The sequence below is a fragment of the Kocuria atrinae C3-8 genome, assembly GCF_000286355.1.
Classification (GTDB): Bacteria; Actinomycetota; Actinomycetes; order Actinomycetales; family Micrococcaceae; genus Kocuria; species Kocuria atrinae_A.
Genome location: NZ_AJXN01000081.1, coordinates 1 through 19641 on the forward strand (window position 1 = coordinate 1; position 19641 = coordinate 19641).

Sequence of the window (19641 nt, forward strand, 5' to 3'; positions counted from 1 at the left end):
GAGAGCTACGGGACTTCCTTTATGGGTTCTTAGGCTGACGAGAGCTCATGGCCCAGGAGGGTCTAGGCGCGGGGGCCGGGTGCGGCGCGGTTCCGGACCGTCATCCGGGTCCGCCGGGTTGTCCCTATCGCTTCCGGTGGCGGTGCTGCCGCCATCCTTGGGGAAGTTGGTGCCGGGGTTTTTCTGGCCCGGGGCGTCAGTCTCGGGGGCGCCGTCGGCGTCATTCAGGACTTCTTCGCTCAGGCGCGGATCGTCCGGGTCCAACGGTTGGGGCTTCTCTCCCGGGGGACGTCCCGTCCGTTTGAGTTCGTTCTCCCACTCCTGGAGCCTGCGCTCATGTTCCTGTTGACGACGCCGCTCTTCCAAGTTTCGCAGGAACTGCGGGTCATCGTCCGGGCCACGGCCGCGCTGTGGTTGAGTGCTCGGGTCCACCTTCTTGGGGCGGCCGAAGAACAACCAGAGGACCGCGCCGATCACGGGCAGCAGCAAGATCAAGAGGATCCACGCACCCTTGGGGAGGGACCTGACCTTGTACTTTTCTGTTTGGGCGCATTCGATGAGTGAATAAATGATCACACCCACGGCGAGGGCGCCTGCTCCGATGATGAGTATCGCTCTGCCCATGGCCACAATCCTAGGGGAGCATGCTGATCACTGACGCATCGGTGTCTGGGCGTTAAGTCATGGGCGTAGACCGGGGTGACAGGTGTGAATCGCATGGGGCGGGCGTCCAGGGCAGGCCAGTAGACTGATGCCCGTGAATTTCCTCAAGTACTCTCTGCTGCGGTTGGGCATCCTGATCGTGGTGTTCGTGATCTCCATGTACGTGGGTGCGGGACTGATCCTGTCCGGCATCGCGGCCATCGTGGCGGCGTTCGCGATCTGCTACATCTTCTTCCCCAAGCTGCACTTGGCAGCCAGCCAGGACTGCCACCGCTGGATCGACCGCTCTCCCAAGCCCAAGAACCGCGTGGCCATGGAGGATCAGGAGATCGAGGATTCCTACACGGACCAGCAGGCTCGCAAAGACATCTGAGTTCCCTCTGAGACCGTCAAACTCCGAACACCTTCGGAGCTCCTTGGCTGGCCACTGGCTCTGTGGCCAGCCCTAACTCACCGGCCTAAACGTACTGGTGGACGAGCACAGCTAGCGCGTAGAGCACCGTGAATCCGAGATTCACCAATCCGCACTGCTTGAGTACCGGGATCAACGCCCGGCGTTCTTTGCTCTTGAGTACCGTGGCACTGGCGGCCAAGGCCAATGGAGTCATCGCATAGACGAGCAGCACCCACGGGTTGTAAGACACCAGTAGCAGCGGCAACACCATACCCACGGCCATTTCCGCGGCGAAGGTCAAACGGGCCTTGGCATCGCCCAGGCGCACGGCCAGGGTCTTCTTGCCCACCTCGCGGTCACCCGGGATGTCACGCACATTGTTGGCCATCAGCAGGGCGCACGCGAACAGGCCGGTGGAGATCGCCATGATCCAGGCGTCCACGTTCAGTCGACCGGCCTGTGTGAGCGTGGTGCCCAGAGTGGCAACGAGGCCGAAGAAAATGAACACGAAAATATCGCCCAGGCCCAAGTAGCCGTAGGGCTTCTTTCCGCCGGTGTAGCCCCACGCGGCGAAGACTGCAGCCACGCCCACGATCGCGAACCACCACTGCTGGGACAGCACCACCAGGACCGCGCCCGCCAGAGCCGCGAGACCGAAGCACAAGAACGCCGCGCGCTTCACCTGCGCGGCTTCGCCGCTCCGGAGCCGGTGAGCCGAAGCGGGCCCACACGTTCGTCGTCGGTGCCGCGCACGCCGTCGGAGTAGTCATTGGCGTAGTTCACACCGATCTGGAGGAACAGCGCCACGAGCAGCGCCAGCCCCGCATGACCCAGGTGCACCGCGTGCATCTGCTGCGCGGCGCGTACCGGCAATCACGGGAGCCGCGGCCATGGGCAGGGTCCTGAGACGTGCGCCCTCTACCACTGTGCTGGCGTGGCCACGGACATACCTCCGAAAACTGGTGAATTGAACCGCGTTATTGTCTCATGCGTTGGAAAGTTTATTGAAAGCCCAGCTAGCGGAAGCTTTGGACTGCGGTCTGTCGATCCGGTTTGCCGGTGGCGAGCATGGGGATTTCACCGACTGCGCGCCAGTGCTTGGGGACGGCCGGGGAACCGTGCCGATCACGGACCAGATCGCTGAGCTCTGCCCGTAGCTCGTTAGTAAGGGCACCGCCGCGGGGCACCACTAGTGCGGCGACGACCTGGCCCATTCGGGGTCCGGTACCGGCACCACGAGGGCCTGCCGGATTTCGGGGTGTGAGGTGAGGGCGGCGGTCACCACTCCCGCGGAGACTTTGATGCCACCGGTGTTGATCACGTCATCCGTGCGGCCCAGTACGCTCAGCGGCCCGTCCTCGTCGATCCGCCCTAGGTCATCCGTGCGGTACCAGCGCTGTCCGTCGATCACGCGGAAATGCTCACCGGTCTGCCGGGGGTCGTCCAGATAGCCCCCGGCAACGACGCCGCCGCCTAACCAAATGCGCCCCTCCTTGGGCTCGCGGGTGGCCAGGGAGGTGAAGTGCGAGAGGTCGGGAGCGGCGTCGTCGGGGACCGTGCGGATTTCGACGACGTCCAAGGGCCGGCCGTTGTAGACGCAACCGCCGCACGTTTCGGACATGCCGTACGTGCTGACCAGGGTGAGGCCGGCGTCGGCGGCTAGCTGGGCGAGGGCGGGTGAGAGGGCGGAGCCGCCCACCAGGATCGCGTCGAAGCGCGCGAGGGCGGCCACGGCATCCGGGTGGGGAGCGGCGTCGGCGGGATCAAGAATGCGTTGCAGCTGGGTGGGGACCACGGACACGTAACGCGTCTCATAACTCATGCCCGCTGCGGCCCGCGCGAAACCCTCCGGTGTGAACGGCCCGGGCTCCATGACCACTGGTGTGGTGCCCGCGAGCACGGAGCGAGCGAGAACCTGAACGCCCGCGACGTAGTGCGAAGGGAGACACAGGAGCCACTGACCGGGACCGGACGTGGCTCGTTCGGTGGCCTGACCTGATGCCGTCAGCGCCTCGGTAGTCAGGACCGTTTTCTTGGGGCGGCCCGTGGACCCGGAGGTCGAGACGACCACCGCCGGCCCGGGGCGGGACAACGCCTGTCTCAGCGGCTCGAGGAGATCCAACGGGTCGCCCGCCACCGGACCGTCGAAGACGACCGTATCCGCCGGCAAGGCGCCCACTGTGGGCGCGGCGAGTGGTTTTCCGGCTAGGTCAGGCATCAGAAGTAGTAGGGGAACGCGGACCAGTCCGGGTCGCGCTTCTGCAGGAACGCGTCGCGACCTTCGACGGCCTCGTCAGTCATGTAACCCATGCGCGTGCTTCGCCGGCGAAGACCTGCTGGCCCACCATGCCGTCGTCCGGGAGGTTGAACGCGTACTTGAGCATGCGCACGGCCTGCGGAGACTGCGCGGTGATCTTGCGGGCCCATTCCAGCGCGGAGATTTCGAGTTCGGAGTGCGTGACCACCTTGTTGACGGCACCCATGCGAAACATATCCTCGGCGGTGTATTCATCTGCCAGGAAGAAGATCTCGCGGGCGAACTTCTGGCCGACCTGACGGGCGAGCAGAGCGGAGCCGTAACCGGCGTCGAAGGAACCGACGGTGGCGTCCGTCTGCTTGAACTTGCCGTGCTCGGCGGAAGCGATGGTCATGTCGCACACCACGTGCAGCGAGTGACCGCCGCCGGCAGCCCAGCCGGACACCGCCGCAATGACCACCTTGGGCATGGTGCGGATCAGGCGCTGAACTTCCAGGATGTGCAGGCGGCCGGCGCGAGCGGGATCGATGGAGTCGGCGGTCTCGCCCTCCGCGTAGTGGTAGCCGTCGCGGCCGCGGATGCGCTGATCGCCGCCGGAGCAGAACGCCCAGCCGCCGTCCTTGGCGGAGGGGCCGTTGCCCGTGAGGATGACCGCGCCCACGTCCGAGGACATGCGCGCATGGTCAAGGGTGCGGTAGAGCTCGTCCACGGTGCTCGGGCGGAAGGCATTGCGGACCTCGGGACGATCGAACGCGATACGGACCCACGGCAGGTCCTTGACCACTTCACCGTTGTCGTCTCGTTCGACGCCGCGGTGGTAGGTAATGTCCTGCAGGTCCTCAAAGCCCTGCACCTGTCGCCACTGCTGGGGGTCGAGAATCTCGGATACCTGCTCGGGAAGCTGCGCGTTGGTCATGGGTACCACTTTAGGTGGGAGTGCGGACAGGCATGGGAAGTGATGGTGCGCCCGACTCTGAGTGGCGGACTATCTGTGGGCACCCTAACCCTATGTCAACTATTCTTGACTTTGAATGTCAAGAATCCTTAACATTATGTACATGACGAACCGCGAACCCAGTGCAGCTGCGGCGAATCCCATCCGGGATCTGCGTAAGTCGCAGCGCATCACGCAGGCCGAATTGGCGCTGGATGTTGGCGTCAGCAGGCAAACGATCATTGCGATCGAACAGGGAGATTACGCACCGTCTGTGTACCTGGCATTACGAATTGCCCGTGTGCTCGGCGGAACCGTGGAAGAACTGTTCGTCGATGAGACGGGAGACAAGAAATGACTCGCAAAGATACGGTCATGGGTCACATGGCTGACCAGGTCATGGATCTGGACAGCCCAGCCTACGGTGATGAGCGAGAGCGGTCGGTGTTCATGGAGTCCAGCACGTTCGGCCTCACCATCGCGTTGTATCTGGGTGCTGCCGGAGCTTTCACCGCTGCCCTTTTCGGATACCTTCTGCTCCCAGCTGCCCTGCTAGCGATGATCGCATGTCCATCGCTCGCGGCGAGTTGGTACGCGAAGCGCAAGGGCGTGGACATCCAGATGATGGCCGAAACGGCGGGTGCACGTTCGACCGTGGTCAACGCTGCGATCTTCTCGGGCGCCATGGTCCTTACATGCGCGGTGGTCAGCTACACGCTGTGGACCGGTGACTCTTTGTTGGCTGCCCCGTCCGTCGATCCAGTCAAGAATGGCGGCTTCCTCAGAGGTTTCCTCCTAGGAGCTGCCGTGGGAGGTATGGCGGGTGGACTCGCTGGCCTCTTTGGACTGATCCAAGGACTGCGAAAGGCCAAGCGGTCGCCGCAATGATTCCAGAGGCATGGGAATTCTTTACTGCACGGATCGGCTGGTTGAACGGTTAGGCGGGTCGTAACGCACTCCCCGAGGGTTGGAGGCGGTCAGCGCGTAGATGATGACGATGACCAAACCCGCCACCGGAATAAGCAGCGTGAAGAGCAAGGCGGCGCTGGAATCAGTGTCATGGAATCTGCGAGCGAGCAACGTGATCCACGGGATTATATTCAACGTGTGCCATGTGGCCATCAGTGAGGCCAACGTCACGGAATCGCCTAGAACCAAAGGCAGAGCATCGCGAGAAATGTCGACTACCTCACCACCGGTGACCACATAACTGATCACCATGAACACGACAGAAATCAGAGCGTGGAAGAGAACGGCCCACCAAAACTCTCGACGAGTTGCTCGGCCTCTGAGGCGAAAATAGTTCCGGTAGAACAACCGAACGGCCGTGGCGAACTGTTGCCACGGGGACATGTTCGCCCCACCCGATGGCAGATCATGGAACGACCGCACCTCACGGTCCATGAAGACACGTTTAGCGGTGGACGTCATCAGAACTCCTGGAGGTCGCGGCCTGTTGCGTGCCTTGTCGATTGGCCATCATGACCGCGCATGCGCCGGTTATCAGGGTCATGAAACCCAAGAATCCAGTGGCCAAGTTCCCGGCCTCTGTCAGCGCCGTCACCAGAACGATTCCGGCCCCAGCAACGATCGCCGCAATGCCCAGCACACGGCCGAGTCTGACGGTGGAGTCCATCCGTTCCTCCTTTTCGGGGTTTCCACCGTAACAACCGTGTCCGAGGTCTCGGCAATACTTGAAACCATGAGTGCCGCCCCCTTTGACCTGGAACGGATTGGTCACGACCTGCCTTTCGCGGAGTCCGTGTCCAACCTGGAGAGCGTGCTCCAGCAGCGTGTCGCGGTGGTTCAGGCCCCGCCAGGGACGGGTAAGACCACCTTGGTTCCGCCGGTGATCGCCAACGTTCTTGCCGGCGCCGCTCCCGCCTCCCAGGCCGCCGGTCGCGTTGTGGTGGTGCAACCGCGCAGGGTAGCCGCCAGGGCAGCCGCTCGCCGACTGGCTGCGCTGACGGGATCGCAACCGGGCGACGTCGTCGGCTGGAGCGTTCGCGGCGAAAGCACCACGAAACCGAGTACGCGCATCGAGTTCGTGACACCCGGGATCATGCTTCGGCGCCTGCTGCGGGACCCGGACCTGCCGGGGACGGCGGCGGTGGTTTTGGACGAGGTGCACGAGCGGGGCGTGGAGTCCGATCTATTGGTGGGCATGCTCGCGGAGCTGCGAGAACTGCGCGATGACCTGACCATCGTGGCGATGTCCGCGACCGTGGATGCCGCCCGCTTCGCCGACTTGCTGGGTGAGGACACTCCCGCGCCCATAGTGGATTGCCCATCCGCGCTGTATCCCCTGAACGTCGAGTGGGCCCCAGGGCCACAACGTCTGGACGATCGCGGGGTGACTCCCGCGTTCCTGTCGCACGTGGCTCGCGCGGCTGCGGAGGCCCATTCGAAAGCGGTCAAAGCTCATGACGGCGCCGACGCCTCGTATTCGTGCCCGGCGCGCGGGAAGTCTCCCGCGTGGCATCCGAACTCCACAGGCTGTCCGACGCCGAAATTTTGGAACTACACGGTCAGCTCTCGCCTCGGGAGCAGGACCGAGCGGTCGCTGGGCGCCAACCGGGGGAGCCGCCGCGAATCGTGGTCACCACGTCTCTCGCGGAATCGTCGCTAACGGTCAACGGGGTGCGATTGGTGGTCGACTCTGGCTTGGCGCGTCAGCCGCGCCGTGATGCCGGGCGCGGGATTTCGGGGCTGGTGACGGTTTCCGCTTCCAAGGCATCGGCCGATCAGCGGGCCGGTCGAGCCGCTCGCCAGGGACCCGGCACCGTGGTCCGCTGCTACGACGACGCCACCTGGGGCGCTATGCCAGCCCGCACCGTTCCCGAGGTGCGCACCGCCGACCTCACGTTCGCCTGCTTGGCGCTTGCCGTTTGGGGTGCACCGGGTGGTGACGGGCTTTCCCTGCCGGATCCGCTGCCACCGCGTGCTCGCGCGGCCGCCGAAGCCGAGCTCCTGCGCCTGGGCGCTATTGACGGCGACGGTCGCGCTACCGACCTCGGCCGCGTCCTCGTGGGCATGCCTGTGGAGCCCCGATGGGGGCGGGCCCTGTTGGACGGCTCCACCTTGGTTGGGCGTCGCGCCGCTGCCGAGGTCATCGCGGCCATCGCCGACGGCGCTCGCATCCCTGGTGCCGACATCCCCGCCTTTGTTCGTCGGTTGCGTTCGGGCGGTGGAGCGGAGTCCGCGCGGTGGAAGCGGGAGGTGTCCCGGTTGGATCGGATTGCCGGGGAACAGGCTCCGATGTGGATGACAGGGGTGCTGTGGAGCGCGGCACGCACGGCGAGGTAGCGCGCGATGTGCGGGAGGGCGCCGTCGTCGGTCTGGGGAAACCCGAGTGGATCGCCAAGCGGGTCTACAATGCGGGGGAACAGTGGCTGCTGGCGTCGGGAACTCGAGCGGGACTCGAGCCGAGGAGCCCGCTGCGGCAACACGAGTGGATCGCTGTCGCGGAACTGAGCCGCGCCGCCGGAAAAGCGGCCGCTGGTACCGGAGCGGTGATTCGTGCGGCTGCGCCACTGGATGAGTCCACGGCACTGCTCATCGCGGGTTCTTTGGCGAGCGAGGAGACTCGCGGAAGCTTCGAGAACGGCAAGGTTCGAGCCCGCCGGGTCCGAGGGGTGGGAGCCATCGAACTGTCCTCCACACCCATCGCAGCAGATCCGCAGACCGCCCTGCCCGCCGTGCGCAGCGCACTGCACAGCCAGGGCCTGGATCTGCTGCCCTGGGACGACGCCGCTCGCTCCCTCCGCGCCCGCCTCGCCTTGCTCCACAGGCACCTGGGCGATCCGTGGCCGGCCATGAATGACTCCGCGCTGTTGGACCGACTCGACGAGTGGTTGAGCGTGGAATTACAAGAAATCGCGCAAGGAGCGTCGCTGCGGTCGATCAAGGTGGCTGATGCGCTCCGCAGGCTCCTGCCGTGGCCAGAAGCCAGCCGGCTGGAGGAGCTGGTACCGCAGCGATTGGCGGTGCCGAGTGGGAACACAGCGCGGATCGACTACCCGGAGGTCTATTCGACCGAGGACCCCGAGCAACCGCCCGTGGTGGCCGTGAAATTACAAGAATGTTTTGGTTGGGCGGATACACCGCGCTTGGTGGACGGTCGGGTGCCCGTGCAGTTCCACCTGCTGTCTCCCGCGCGGCGACCATTGGCCATCACGGACGACCTCAAGTCGTTCTGGTCCGGCCCGTACCAACAGGTCCGCTCAGAAATGCGCGGCCGCTACCCGAAGCACCCTTGGCCCGAAGACCCCTGGAACGCGGTGGCCACGGCGCGAACCAAGAAGCGAAGTGGTGGGTGAAACTGAATCGAGGCGTTCGTGCAGTCTGATCGACCGTACGACCCGTACCGTCGAGGATTTTGGCCTTACTGTCGATCCGTGTGCAGCGGCCTCAGGGAAATGGGTTTTTGCGTCGACCAGCTTGCAACGGTCCCCGTGGAACCGCTCGATTTGAGTCTCGATGTGATCTTGGTTACGGTAGCCCTACCGCTTTTGCCCGGCGTGCCATCTTTCACGCGCAGGTTGTCAACGCACCGAACTGGTGCCGCACGGCCTAGGGCTCTCTACTGGCAGTTGACCCGCTCCGACCGCTTCATCTCTCAGGTTGGTTCAGGCGCTCGGCTGACCCGCGCTTTCACCGCACATTCTGTTGCGGGAGCGTGTCCGTTCTTAGACACAGATCGAGAAGTGAATCATGTCCACCACCCTGTCAGAAACCATCGAAATGACCATTACGACCACTGAGAATCCCAAGGTTGGTCCGGAGCTGGCCCGTTCGTGGCTGCTCGTCAACGGTGCGCAGCCCGCGCGCTTCGACGTGGCGGCGAACAGCGCAGCGGATGTCGTGGTCCTCGATGTCGAGGACTCGGTGGCACCAGCGGATAAGGCCGCAGCCCGTCAGAACGTGATCCAGTGGCTGTCCTCACGCAATGAGAACCACGAACTCAACCATGGGTGGGTCCGCATCAACGGTTTCGGTACCGCATGGTGGGAAGAAGACCTCCGTGCCCTGCGCGAAGCTCCCGGGTTGGAAGGCGTCATGCTGGCCATGACCGAGTCCCCGGAGCATGTGACCCGTACGGCAGAGATGCTGCGCGGCACCCGCATTGTTGCTCTGGTGGAAACTGCCCGTTGCGTGCAGAATCTGCAGGATATTGCCACGGCGCGCTCCACCTACCGCTTAGCGTTCGGTATCGGTGATTACCGCCGTGACACCGGTTTCGGCGAGAGTCCCATGGTCCTGGCCTACACCCGTTCACAGTTCACCATCGCCTCGCGGGCGGCCAACCTGCCCGGCCCGATCGACGGTCCGGCTGTTGGTGCACTCGGCGCCAAGCTCGCAGAGGCCACCGGCGTGACCTCCGAGTTCGGTATGACCGGCAAGCTGTGCCTCATGCCCGAGCAGACCGCCACGGTCAACGAAGGTCTGTCCCCGAGCCTCAACGAGCTGTCCTGGGCCACCGACTTCCTGCAGGAGTTCGAGGCTGACGGCGGTCAGATCCGCAACGGCTCCGACCTGCCCCGTCTGGCCCGTGCACGCAAGGTGCTCGGTTTGGCCACCTCGTTCGGTATGAGTATCCCGGAGGCTACGACGTGCACTTCGAGGCTCCCACCGACACCTATCACTGCTAGTCACTGGGTGGGCATCCAATAACAACACGAGGTAGTTGACCTCGTCACACGAACTATCCCCGGCACGGCGGATACGTCACAATGGACTGTGGCAAGACCACATGACCACTGCAGCTCACACACACGTGAGCCTGCGGGACGTATCCGCGTAACCGGGGAGTTTCTATGACCACCAGCAGTGAAGCCACCGTCCGTAGAACCAAGATCGGCATTGTGGGAGCGGGGTCGGTGGGAACCTCGCTGGCGTACGCGGCCATGATCCGCGGCACCGCGACCGATATCGCCCTGTACGACCTCAACACCGCCAAGGTCGAAGCCGAGGCACTGGACCTGTCCCACGGGCAGATGTTCGCCTCAGATACCCGCGTGGAGGGCTCGGATGACGTGTCCGTGCTCAAGAACTCGGACGTCATCCTGATTACCGCGGGAGCCAAACAGAAGCCCGGCCAGACCCGCCTGGACCTGGCCGGGGCCAACACCGAGATCCTCAAGTCCCTGATGCCTCAGCTGTTGGAGCACGCGCCCAACGCGATTTTCGTGCTCGTGACCAACCCGTGTGACGTGCTCACCGTGGTCGCGCAGAAGATCACGGGGCTGCCGTACCGCCAAGTCCTGAGCTCCGGCACCGTGCTGGACACCTCCCGCTTGCGCTGGATGATCGCCAACGAGGCGCAGGTCAACACCACCAGCGTGCACGCGTACATCATCGGCGAGCACGGCGATTCCGAGTTCCCCGTGTGGTCCTCCGCGTCCATCGGCCAGGTTCCGCTGCGGGACTGGGAGATCGACGGTCACAAACCCTTCACCGAGCAGCGTCTGGCGGAGATGACCGATCAGGTGGTCAACGCCGCCTACAAGGTGATCGAGGGCAAGGGCGCCACCAACTACGCGATCGGCCTGTCCGGCATTCGCATTGCCGAGGCCATTCTGCGTGACCTGCGCTCCGTGCTGCCCGTCTCATCTATCCTCGATGATTTTCACGGGATCAGCGGGCTCGCGCTGTCGGTTCCGTCCATCGTGGGCCGCCGCGGTGTTGAGCAGCCGCTCGCGATCCCCATGGGCGAGCACGAGGAGCAGCAGTTGCGTGATTCCGCCCAGGCCATGCGCAAGGCCCTCGCTTCGCTCGGTTTCTGAGCACGCGACCGGCTCAATTCACGGGTCACCCAACCGCCCCGGGAACGGGGGCGAAGGACGACGACGTCGCGAGCGCCGTCGTCCTCGAAAGCAAAAGTAGGGGCCCACTCACCAAAATGAACTGGTCCCAAGAAGTTGGACTGGCCAAGTAAAAGCTTAGGCCGCTAGGGCCTGGGTCCGGTATTCCACCGGGCTCAGGCCCTTCAGCGTTGAATGTGCCCTCTCGGTGTTGAACCAGGTGATGTAGGCATTGATCGCTGTGGTCAGTGCCTCGACGGTGAGGAACGTGGTGTTGCAGTAGAGCTCGTCCTTCAGATGCCCGAAGAAACTCTCCATCACGGCATTGTCGAGGCAATTGCCCCTGCGCGACATCGACTGGATCGCTCGGCCGTTCAGGAGCTGTCGCCAGGAAGCGTGCTGATACTGAAAGCCTTGATCGGAGTGCACGATGGGTTTCTGGTCTGATGGCAACCCCACCAATGCTTGCCGCAGCGAGGTATTGGTCAATACCAGGTTCGGGGAGGTCCCGGTCGTGTGGCCGATGATCTGCCGGTCGAAGAGGTCCATCACCGTCGAGAGATAGACCTTCCGCTCTCCGACGCGGAATTCAGTCACGTCGGTGACCCACTTCTGGTTCGGGGCGGTCGTGGTGAAGTCTCGTTCCAAGCGGTTGGCAGCGATCTGGCCGATCTTGCCCTTGAACGAGGTGTAGCGCTTGCGGCGGATCTGACACCGCAGCCCCAGGGCTCGCATGAGCTTGAGGACCGTCTTCTTCGACACCACCCATCCCGTCCGGCGCAGCCGGTCGTGGATCCGTCGGTGCCCGTAACGGCCGGCGAAATGGTGGAAGAACCGCTGAATCTCGGCCTTCAACGCGGCGTGCTTGTCCGCGGTGTCCAGGCGTGCCTGGTGGTAGAAGAACGTCGATCGGGCAAGAGAAGCGACGGTGAGAAGTGTGGTGAGTGAGTGTTCAGCCTTGAGGGCGAGGACGGCATTCACTTTGTCCGTCGTTGTTGCTCCCTCAAGGCCCGCAATTTTCCCAGGTAAGCGTTCTCAGCCCGAAGATACTCGACCTCGCGTCGTAGCTGTTGAAGCTCCGACTCCTCGCCGTCCTGAGTCGATGCTAATCGGCGTGGCCGGCCACGTGGTCGTGGCTTCAGGGCATCCTCGCCCCTGGCACGGTAGTTCCTCGCCCACGTCTCGATGAGTTTCGGCGAGGACAGGTCGAACTCGCGGGCGAGATCGACCTTGGGTTCCCCGCACAGGAAGCGCGTGACGACCGCCAGCTTGATCTCAAACGAGTAGGACTGTTTCGTCGGTTTGGTCACCAGTGCTCCTCGACCACGAACGCGCCAGCGATGGTAGAGCCGCTTCACGGCTGACCTACTCACGCAGATTTCCCTCGCGACTGATCGCTCGCCGCGTCCTTCCTCAAAGCAGGCTACCGCGTAGATGCGCTGCTCCTGCGTCAGAGCACTCTGCTTCCCCATGAACTGACCCCCCGGGAGTTGGAACCGAATTACTCAGTCCACTCCGGGGGTCAGTTCAAAAAGGTGAGTGGGCCCCTACTTCGTGTGCGGGGAATTTCCCCGCCACTAGGTGGAACTTAGCGGCGACCGGTAGCGGCGTCGGACTCGACGGGCTCCGAAGCAGCGGCGGCAGGGGTGGCCTGTCCCGGGTTGTTGACGATCCGGACGGCTTCGTCGAACTCGGCCTCGATCTCCGGGTTGTGCTTGTAGGTGGCCAGCGAGCCGACGACAGCGGCCAGCAGGCCCAGGAAGAAGCCGGGGATGATCTCGTAGAGGTCACTCCACGGAGTGTACTGCCAGGTGAAGACCACCACGGCACCCACGATCATGCCGGCGATCGCACCGGTGTTGGTGAGCTTGCGCCAGAAGAGGCTCAGCAGCACCACGGGGCCGAATGCGGAACCGAAGCCGGCCCACGCGAAGCTCACGAGCTCCAGAATGGTCGCGTTCTGCTCCCAGGCGAGAGCTGCGGCGACAACGGACACCAGCAGCACGCCGGCACGACCCATCCAGACCTGTGCCTTGTTGGAGGGCTTCTTCTTGACGGCCAGGCCGTAGAGGTCTTCCACCAATGCGGAGGAGGAGACGATCAACTGCGATGACACGGTGGACATGATGGCTGCCAGAACGGCTGCCAGCACCAGGCCGGCCAGGGCCGGGTGGAACAGCACCTGAGACATGTCCAAGAAGATGGCCTCGGGGTCCGTAGCTTCCTGATCCGGGCGGTTGCCGAAGTAGGCCATGCCCACCAGAGCGGTGCAAATCGCGCCGACCACGGAGAGGATCATCCAACCGACACCGATACGGCGACCGGTCTTGGCATCGGCCGGGCTACGCAGCGCCATGAAGCGCACGATGATGTGCGGCTGGCCGAAATAACCCAGGCCCCAGGCGAGCGCGGAAATGATGCCCACAGCGGTGCCGCTGGCGACCAACGAGAGAGCGTCCGGGTTCACGTTCTGGATGCGATCCACCATCTCGACCGGGCCGCCCACCATGATCAAACCGATGATCGGGACCAGCAGCAGCGAAACCAGCATGAGAATGCCCTGGAAGAGGTCCGTGTAGGACGCACCCAGGAAGCCACCGAAGAACGTGTACAGCACGGTCACGCCGGCGATCAGCAGCATGCCTACCAGGTAGGAGGAGCCGAAGGAGGACATGAAGAACACGCCGCCCGCGACCATGCCGGAGGAGACGTAGAACGTGAAGAACGCCAGAATGATGATGCCGGACACCACGCGCAGCATGCGGGTGTTGCCCTTGAGTCGGCTGTCCAGGAAGGACGGAATGGTGATCGAGTTGTTGGAAACCTCGGTGTACGCACGCAGTCGCGGCGCCACGAACTTCCAGTTCAGCCAGGCGCCAATGGTCAGACCGATGGCGATCCAGGCTTCAACCATGCCGGCGAGGTACACGGCACCGGGCAGGCCCATGACCAACCAGCCGGACATATCCGAAGCACCCGCGGACAGCGCTGCCACGCCGGGCTTGAGATTTCTTCCCCCCAACATGTAATCGTCGAGGTTCTTTGTCTTACTGTTGGCCCACAGGCCAATCGCGATCATGCCTAAGAAATAGATCACAATCGCGATGAGTTGATACGCCTGGTCGGACATAGGTGTACCTTCCGGTGCGAGAGATTTGGACGGCGTCCACTGTAGGGGACGTTATTTAGCTACCCAAAGCCGTTAAGTGTCGTTGCCCACCCTTAAGGGTGGTTTCAGGCCCGTTTTTCGGGCCATTCCGTGAAGCTGGCGGGGTCCGTGTTCCAGGCCCCGGGATTCCAGTCCTTCAGCAAGTCAGCCGTGGTATTGAGGGGGTGGTTAACCCCCAGCGATTCACCGAGCCACAGCAGCACGTCTCGCGCGCTGTAACCCAGAGCGTGTAATTCCTCAAGTGTTACAGCTCCGTCGCGTTTAGCCAACCGCGCGCCCGTGGGGCCCAGCACCAGGGGGACATGAACGTACTCGGGGGTCCGGTATCCCAGTAGCTCCGCGAGGTAGGCCTGCCGCGGCGCTGACGGCAGTAGATCGTCGCCGCGCACCACTTGGTCGATCCCCTGCTGGGCATCGTCCACGACCACGGCCAGGTTGTACGCGGGAGTGCCGTCGTTGCGCACCAGCACCATGTCGTCCACTGCGCCGGTGTACTCGCCGGCAAAGTAGTCGTGCACGGTGAATTCGGTCACGCCCGAGCGCAGTCGGATGGCCGGCGGGCGTTCCTCACGACGCCGCTCGCGGGTCTCTTCGCTCAGGTTCCGGCACGTACCCGGGTAGCCCCGGGGATCCCGTGCGGTGCCGAGGCGGCCGCGTGAATTTCCTTGCGAGTGCAGAAACATTCATAGGTGAGCCCGGCATCTGTAAGGCGTTGCACCTCTTCTAGGAACTGTGGAATGCGCGGCGCCTGGTAGTCCACGGGGCCGTCCCAATCCAGGCCGATGGCGGCCAGATCGGCAATATTGCGCTCCGCAGCGCCCTTCTTCACACGGTCCAGGTCTTCAACCCGCAGGATGAACTTTCTACCGGTCGCGCGAGCGAATCCCCACGCGGCCAGCGCAGTGCGCAAATTGCCCAGGTGAAGGTCTCCCGACGGCGAGGGTGCGAACCGGCCGGCGGGCGGCAGGGCGGCGTCGTTCGAAGGCTGCGAGGCGGGCTGGGACGGGAGCACGCCGCACAGGCTAGCACCGCGTAACTTCAATCGCTGGGTGGATGTAGAGGGGCCCGGGGGCGGTTAGGCTGTTCGGCATGGCACGCATCCACGAGCTGCGCGACGGCGTCTACGTGATTGGCACGGAGAACTGGAGGTTGAACTCCGGGCTCATCGTGGGATCTCAGCGTGCCCTGGTCATCGATACGGGTGCGGGGCCGCGCCAGGGGCGCGAGATCTTGGCCGCCGTTCGTGAGGTCACAGACTTGCCCCTGACCGTGGTCAATACCCACGCTCACTACGACCATTACATGGGTAACGCCGTGTTCCAACGCGCCGGAGTTGTTGAATTCTGGGCCCATAAGGCGTGCGCGGCGGCCATGCGAGATCACGGTGACTTCCAGCGCAGTTTCGTGGGGACCCAAGAGCCCGAAATGGGAGACGCGGATGGCCTGGACACCCAACTCGTGCTCCCCACCAACACGCTGCCCGGCAACGGTCGCAGGCCGTCACTGACGCGTATCGAACTGGGTGACAAACCCGTGACGCTGTTCTTCCTGGGGCTTGGCCACACCGACAACGACGTGTGTGTGGGCGTGGAGGACATCGTCTTCTGCGGTGACCTGGTGGAAGAAGGCGCGGATCCCAGTTTCGAGGACTCCTACCCGCAGCGATGGGTGGAAACCCTGCACTCGCTGGCCACGTTGGAGCGGTACAAAGTCTTCGTACCCGGCCACGGTAGCCCGGTCTCCAACACGTTCGTGCTGCAACAGGCGGACACCATGCACTCGCGATCAAGCGCGCGGAACAGGCCGATCCGGCATCCGCGGGCACGGCCACCGCGTCCATGTTCAGGCTCCCGTATCAGGCGGGGGTGGCCCGGATCTTCTTGGATCGGCTGGCCACCGTCAGGATAGAGACCGCAGCCAGCGAGCCACAGACCGCCAACTCAGAGCAGCAGCAGCCGCAATCCCAAGGTATCCCGCAATAACGTTTGCCCGACCTGCCCAGGTTCCGGCCACGGCGAGCGACGGCATCAGTGCCACGGCCACGGCCAGGCCGATCGCCAACACCAATAAGGTGATCACCGTGCCCTTCCGTGGGCGCACTGCTGCGCGGTAACCGTAGCCGGGGCGGCGTATTGCGCGTACGGATTCTGTTGGTATCCCGCGGGCGGGTACTGCTGTTGGGCCTGTGGGTTGGGTGCGTTCGAATACGGGGCATCCGCGTACGACGCCGCCGCGGGGCCGTGGGTGCTGAAGCGCGGGTTTCCGGGTCCACGGGGGCCGGGCTGCCCGATCCCTGATTGGTACGGATGCGATTGACTCGGTTGACCGTGTTGCCGCTGTTGAGATCCCGTGGGCGGAATGTAAGCGCTGTCGCCACGTTCTTCTCGCTGTTGAAGGTTCTCGCGGTGGGCGTCCATCTTGTCTCGGACACGGCGATACACATCGGTGGGCCGAGCCCCGGGGCGAGCGAGAGCGGCGTCGGCGAGCCTGATCGCAAGGACGGCGAGCACGCCCCAACCGCCCACGATGAGGAGAGCTGCGGCGGCGTCCGACGGGCGGTGCCAACCGTTGAGAACCGTGAGCATGCCCGTGATGGCCGCGAGCACCCAGCCCCACGTGGCGGTCTTGGCGCGGAGGTGCGGGGGAGCGACCAGCAGGAGCGTCACCAGGATCGTGGCCGTGGCCGTCGTATGCCCGGACGGGAATGAATTGTGCACGATGAGCTGAATGCCGAAGTCAGGCTTGTCCAGGAGCACTCGCTTGAGGAACTGTGTCGTGAAATTGGCCCCCAGGATCATCCCCAACCCGACGACCGCGGGGATCCACCGGCGGGTGCGAATGGTCCACACGAGCGCCAGAACGGCTGCCGCGATGGAGACGAGTTCCGGCACGTGCTGTGCCGCGGCCAGAAAAATCCACGGGAAGAAGTTGTTGCGATCGGCCTTGGCCTGGGCGAGTGCCTCGTCATCCAGGGACTGACCCGTCATGGTCATGAGGCTGATGTAGGTCGCGATGCCCACGCACGTCCACAGGAACACGACCGTGACCAACGGTCGGATCACGGAGCGTGCGGATACGGGACGCGCGGGCGCGGGAGGGAAAGACAACGGGCAGCCTATCGGGGGAATCGTTGATCGCGGCCGGATCCGGGTGACTCGGCCATCGCATTATCTTGCCACGGCAGGCTTTGGTGGGGCTGAGAGGGGCTGGTTTAACGGATTGGAGCCCCGGCACGGAATGGGTGCCGGGGACGGCCCCATCAATCGATACGAATGCGCTCCCAATGTGAAACACGCGTAGTCTCACCCTTTCGCCGCAGGGGTTTGTGTGCTAGCGGATACGTTTTTTGCTGGGTTGTCCATGCTGGGCTGCGAATTTGCTTGTCTCGTTCAATCGAGCCTTCCTAGCGTGTGATCCACGACATAGGGAATTGTCCCTTCCGCACACCAAGGAGATCCCATGCAGTTTCACGTAGATGGCTACCAGACCGGCGATCCGATGACCATGCCCGCCCAGGGCTACGGGGTGGACCGCCCTGAAGAACTGCCGGAAACGATGGATGTACTGATTGTGGGCTGTGGCCCCGCCGGCTCGATTGCCGCGGCTCAGCTGTCCCGCTTCCCGAACGTCAACACCCGGTTGATCGAGCGCCGTGGGCACCGACTCCCGCTGGCCAACGCCGATGGTGTGCACTCCCGAACCATGGAAACGTTCCAGGCCTTCGGCTTCGCTCACGAGATCTACGAGGAAGCCCACACGATCACTGACATGGCGTTCTGGAAGCCGGACCCTCAGGATCCCCAGCGCATCATCCGCGAGATGAGCACCCGCGAACTCCCGCCGGAATTCAGTGAGTGGCCCATGATGCTGATCACCCAGGTGCGCATCATCGACCACTTCAACCGGTTCATGAAAAACGCGCCGACCCGGATGGAACCGGACTACGGTTATGAATTTGTGGACATGGAAGTTGCTCCCGATTCGGAGGAGAAGGAGTACCCGATCACTGTCACCCTGCGCCGTTCCGCGGGTCCGGAAGAGGGCCAGGAAATCCAGGTGCGTACCAAGTACGTGGTGGGTGCTGACGGGGCCCGCAGTAACGTCCGGAAGTCCTTGGGCTACCGCTTGCACGGCAAGCAGGCCAATCACGCGTGGGGTGTCATGGACGTCTACGCGGACACCGATTTTCCGGATGTGCGCAAGAAATGCACCATCAAGTCCTCGACCGGCCGCACGATTCTGTTGATCCCGCGTGAGGGCGGATTCCTTTTCCGCCTCTACGTGGATCTGGGCGAAGTTGCGGACGGTGATCGTTCGGTACGTGACACCCCGCTCGAGGACGTTATTGCAACAGCGCAAGAAATCATGAGCCCGTATAAGTTGGACGTGAAGAACGTGGTGTGGCATTCGATTTACGAGGTGGGTCACCGCGTGTCCGATCACTTCGACGACCGGGCCTCGGAGAAGACCTCCAGCGAGGATCCTCGCGTCTTCATCACCGGCGATGCGTGTCACACCCACTCCGCCAAGCCGGCCAGGGGATGAACGTGTCCATGCAGGACGGGTTCAACCTGGGTTGGAAGCTGGGTCATGTGCTATCCGGGAACAGCCCCCAGTCGCTGCTGCGCACCTACGCTGAGGAGCGCAAGGACATCGCTCACCGCCTGATCGAGTTTGACAAGGCATGGTCTACTCTCATGGCGCAGCCCAGCGATCAGTTCGAGAATCCGCGTGAACTTGAGGAGTTCTACATCCAGAACGCCGAGTTCAATGCCGGTTACCTCACCGAATACGAACCGTCCATGATCACCACGAACAACCGTCATCAGAAGCTCGCGGAAGGCTACCCCCTGGGGCGGCGCTTCAAGTCCGCCATGACAGGGCGGGTGTGCGACCTGGTGCCCATGCAGATCGGTCACGACCACTTTGCGGACGGCCGCTGGCGGGTGTATGTCTTCGCGGACGACGTCGCTCCGGGCGCCTCCCAGCCCCTGCAGGACTGGGCTCGCTGGGCCGAAGGCGCGCTTTCGCCCGAACTGTTCGACACCAAACTGATTCATCGTCAGTTGCACACTGAGTTCGACGTCTCTGACGTGCCTGCTGCGTTCAAGCCCAAGATCGGCAAGTTCCAGTTGACCGACATGGAGAAGGTCTTCGGCACCTTGGAGGACCACGACATCTTTGAGGAGCGCGGCATCAGCAAGGACGGGGCCGTGGTGGTGGTCCGCCCGGACCAATACGTGGCCGGTGTGTTCCCGCTGGATGACACAGCCGAGATCGAGGAGTTCCTCGCGGGCGTGGTGCCGGCTGTGCGGACTAAGGCGCCGGTCGCGGGCTGACACTGGATTGGCGGCGCGGCGTGACTGAACGCTGAGGGAAACGGAGTGTGGCCCTGGACCAGCAGGTCCGGGGCCACACTCC

At 63.7% G+C, this 19641-nt stretch carries 16 protein-coding genes and 5 pseudogenes; 9 read left to right on the top strand and 12 right to left on the bottom strand.

What is annotated here, in order from left to right; genetic code table 11:
• Positions 1 to 45: 45 nt before the first annotated feature.
• Entirely contained in the window at positions 46 to 624 is a 579-nt protein-coding gene (locus YO9_RS0109040; protein WP_016997187.1) for a PLDc N-terminal domain-containing protein, read from the bottom strand.
• Positions 625 to 751: 127 nt separating this feature from the next.
• Here YO9_RS0109040 and YO9_RS0109045 point away from each other — a divergent pair, with 127 nt between their 5' ends.
• The gene (locus tag YO9_RS0109045; protein ID WP_223286327.1) at positions 752 to 1036 is read left to right on the top strand and encodes a DUF4229 domain-containing protein; all 285 of its coding nucleotides are present in this window, start codon (positions 752 to 754) and stop codon (positions 1034 to 1036) included.
• Between the two features lie 85 nt (positions 1037 to 1121).
• On the opposite strand, the pseudogene YO9_RS0109050 reads toward YO9_RS0109045, so the two are convergent.
• The 4 genes and pseudogenes from YO9_RS0109050 to YO9_RS0109060 form a co-directional block, all read right to left on the bottom strand.
• Positions 1122 to 1999: pseudogene (locus YO9_RS0109050) on the bottom strand (1,4-dihydroxy-2-naphthoate polyprenyltransferase).
• A 74-nt stretch (positions 2000 to 2073) separates the two neighbouring features.
• Entirely contained in the window at positions 2074 to 2271 is a 198-nt protein-coding gene (locus YO9_RS17740) for an AMP-binding enzyme (protein ID WP_016997189.1), read from the bottom strand.
• Positions 2247 to 3227, bottom strand: coding sequence for an AMP-binding protein (locus YO9_RS0109055; RefSeq protein WP_223286328.1), 981 nt, complete (start codon positions 3225 to 3227; stop codon positions 2247 to 2249). The genes YO9_RS17740 and YO9_RS0109055 overlap by 25 nt, the downstream gene beginning before the upstream one ends.
• Positions 3228 to 3274: 47 nt before the next feature.
• A pseudogene (locus YO9_RS0109060) lies at positions 3275 to 4230 on the bottom strand (1,4-dihydroxy-2-naphthoyl-CoA synthase).
• A 142-nt stretch (positions 4231 to 4372) separates the two neighbouring features.
• Here YO9_RS0109060 and YO9_RS0109065 point away from each other — a divergent pair.
• Positions 4373 to 4606, top strand: coding sequence for a helix-turn-helix transcriptional regulator (locus YO9_RS0109065; RefSeq protein WP_031272984.1), 234 nt, complete (start codon positions 4373 to 4375; stop codon positions 4604 to 4606).
• Positions 4603 to 5136, top strand: a complete 534-nt coding sequence (locus YO9_RS0109070) for a hypothetical protein (RefSeq protein ID WP_016997192.1) — start codon at positions 4603 to 4605, stop codon at positions 5134 to 5136. Before YO9_RS0109065 ends, YO9_RS0109070 begins: the two co-directional genes overlap by 4 nt.
• Positions 5137 to 5157: 21 nt before the next feature.
• Here YO9_RS0109070 and YO9_RS0109075 read toward each other — a convergent pair whose 3' ends face one another.
• Positions 5158 to 5679 (bottom strand): DUF805 domain-containing protein, encoded by a 522-nt coding sequence (locus YO9_RS0109075; protein WP_016997193.1) that lies wholly within the window; start codon positions 5677 to 5679, stop codon positions 5158 to 5160.
• Positions 5663 to 5884, bottom strand: a complete 222-nt coding sequence (locus YO9_RS0109080) for a hypothetical protein (RefSeq protein WP_016997194.1) — start codon at positions 5882 to 5884, stop codon at positions 5663 to 5665. The genes YO9_RS0109075 and YO9_RS0109080 overlap by 17 nt, the downstream gene beginning before the upstream one ends.
• A gap of 66 nt (positions 5885 to 5950) precedes the next feature.
• Between YO9_RS0109080 and hrpB the strand changes: the two are divergent.
• The 3 genes and pseudogenes from hrpB (at position 5951) to YO9_RS0109095 (ending at position 11033) form a co-directional block, all read left to right on the top strand.
• Positions 5951 to 8567 (top strand): annotated as a pseudogene (hrpB, locus tag YO9_RS0109085) (ATP-dependent helicase HrpB).
• Between the two features lie 394 nt (positions 8568 to 8961).
• Positions 8962 to 9921, top strand: a complete 960-nt coding sequence (locus tag YO9_RS0109090) for an HpcH/HpaI aldolase/citrate lyase family protein (RefSeq protein ID WP_396350737.1) — start codon at positions 8962 to 8964, stop codon at positions 9919 to 9921.
• A 143-nt stretch (positions 9922 to 10064) separates the two neighbouring features.
• Positions 10065 to 11033, top strand: a complete 969-nt coding sequence (locus YO9_RS0109095) for an L-lactate dehydrogenase (RefSeq protein WP_016997195.1) — start codon at positions 10065 to 10067, stop codon at positions 11031 to 11033.
• 156 nt (positions 11034 to 11189) lie between these two features.
• Here YO9_RS0109095 and YO9_RS0109100 read toward each other — a convergent pair whose 3' ends face one another.
• The 4 genes and pseudogenes from YO9_RS0109100 to gluQRS all read right to left on the bottom strand — a co-directional run bounded on the left by YO9_RS0109100 (position 11190) and on the right by gluQRS (position 15187).
• On the bottom strand, positions 11190 to 12032 hold the full coding sequence (locus tag YO9_RS0109100) for an IS3 family transposase (protein WP_016997196.1): 843 nt from the start codon (positions 12030 to 12032) through the stop codon (positions 11190 to 11192).
• Positions 12029 to 12361: a helix-turn-helix domain-containing protein gene (locus tag YO9_RS0109105; RefSeq protein WP_031272986.1), complete on the bottom strand. Its 333-nt coding sequence runs from the start codon at positions 12359 to 12361 to the stop codon at positions 12029 to 12031. Before YO9_RS0109105 ends, YO9_RS0109100 begins: the two co-directional genes overlap by 4 nt.
• A gap of 278 nt (positions 12362 to 12639) precedes the next feature.
• On the bottom strand, positions 12640 to 14181 hold the full coding sequence (gene putP, locus YO9_RS0109110) for a sodium/proline symporter PutP (RefSeq protein WP_016997198.1): 1542 nt from the start codon (positions 14179 to 14181) through the stop codon (positions 12640 to 12642).
• Between the two features lie 104 nt (positions 14182 to 14285).
• Positions 14286 to 15187: pseudogene (gene gluQRS / locus YO9_RS0109115) on the bottom strand (tRNA glutamyl-Q(34) synthetase GluQRS).
• A gap of 122 nt (positions 15188 to 15309) precedes the next feature.
• Here gluQRS and YO9_RS0109120 point away from each other — a divergent pair.
• Positions 15310 to 16128, top strand: coding sequence for an MBL fold metallo-hydrolase (locus YO9_RS0109120; protein WP_317259803.1), 819 nt, complete (start codon positions 15310 to 15312; stop codon positions 16126 to 16128).
• 167 nt (positions 16129 to 16295) lie between these two features.
• Here YO9_RS0109120 and YO9_RS0109125 read toward each other — a convergent pair whose 3' ends face one another.
• Positions 16296 to 17327 carry a phosphatase PAP2 family protein gene (locus tag YO9_RS0109125; protein WP_223286329.1) on the bottom strand — a complete coding sequence of 344 codons (1032 nt, stop codon included), beginning with the start codon at positions 17325 to 17327 and terminating at the stop codon, positions 16296 to 16298.
• Positions 17328 to 17724: 397 nt separating this feature from the next.
• On the opposite strand from YO9_RS0109125, the pseudogene YO9_RS21900 reads away from it, so the two are divergent.
• Both YO9_RS21900 and YO9_RS21905 read left to right on the top strand, forming a co-directional pair.
• Positions 17725 to 18836 (top strand): annotated as a pseudogene (locus tag YO9_RS21900) (FAD-dependent monooxygenase); the annotation flags it as partial.
• Between the two features lie 186 nt (positions 18837 to 19022).
• Positions 19023 to 19559 (top strand): FAD-dependent phenol hydoxylase family protein, encoded by a 537-nt coding sequence (locus YO9_RS21905; RefSeq protein ID WP_472973942.1) that lies wholly within the window; start codon positions 19023 to 19025, stop codon positions 19557 to 19559.
• Positions 19560 to 19641 lie beyond the last annotated feature (82 nt).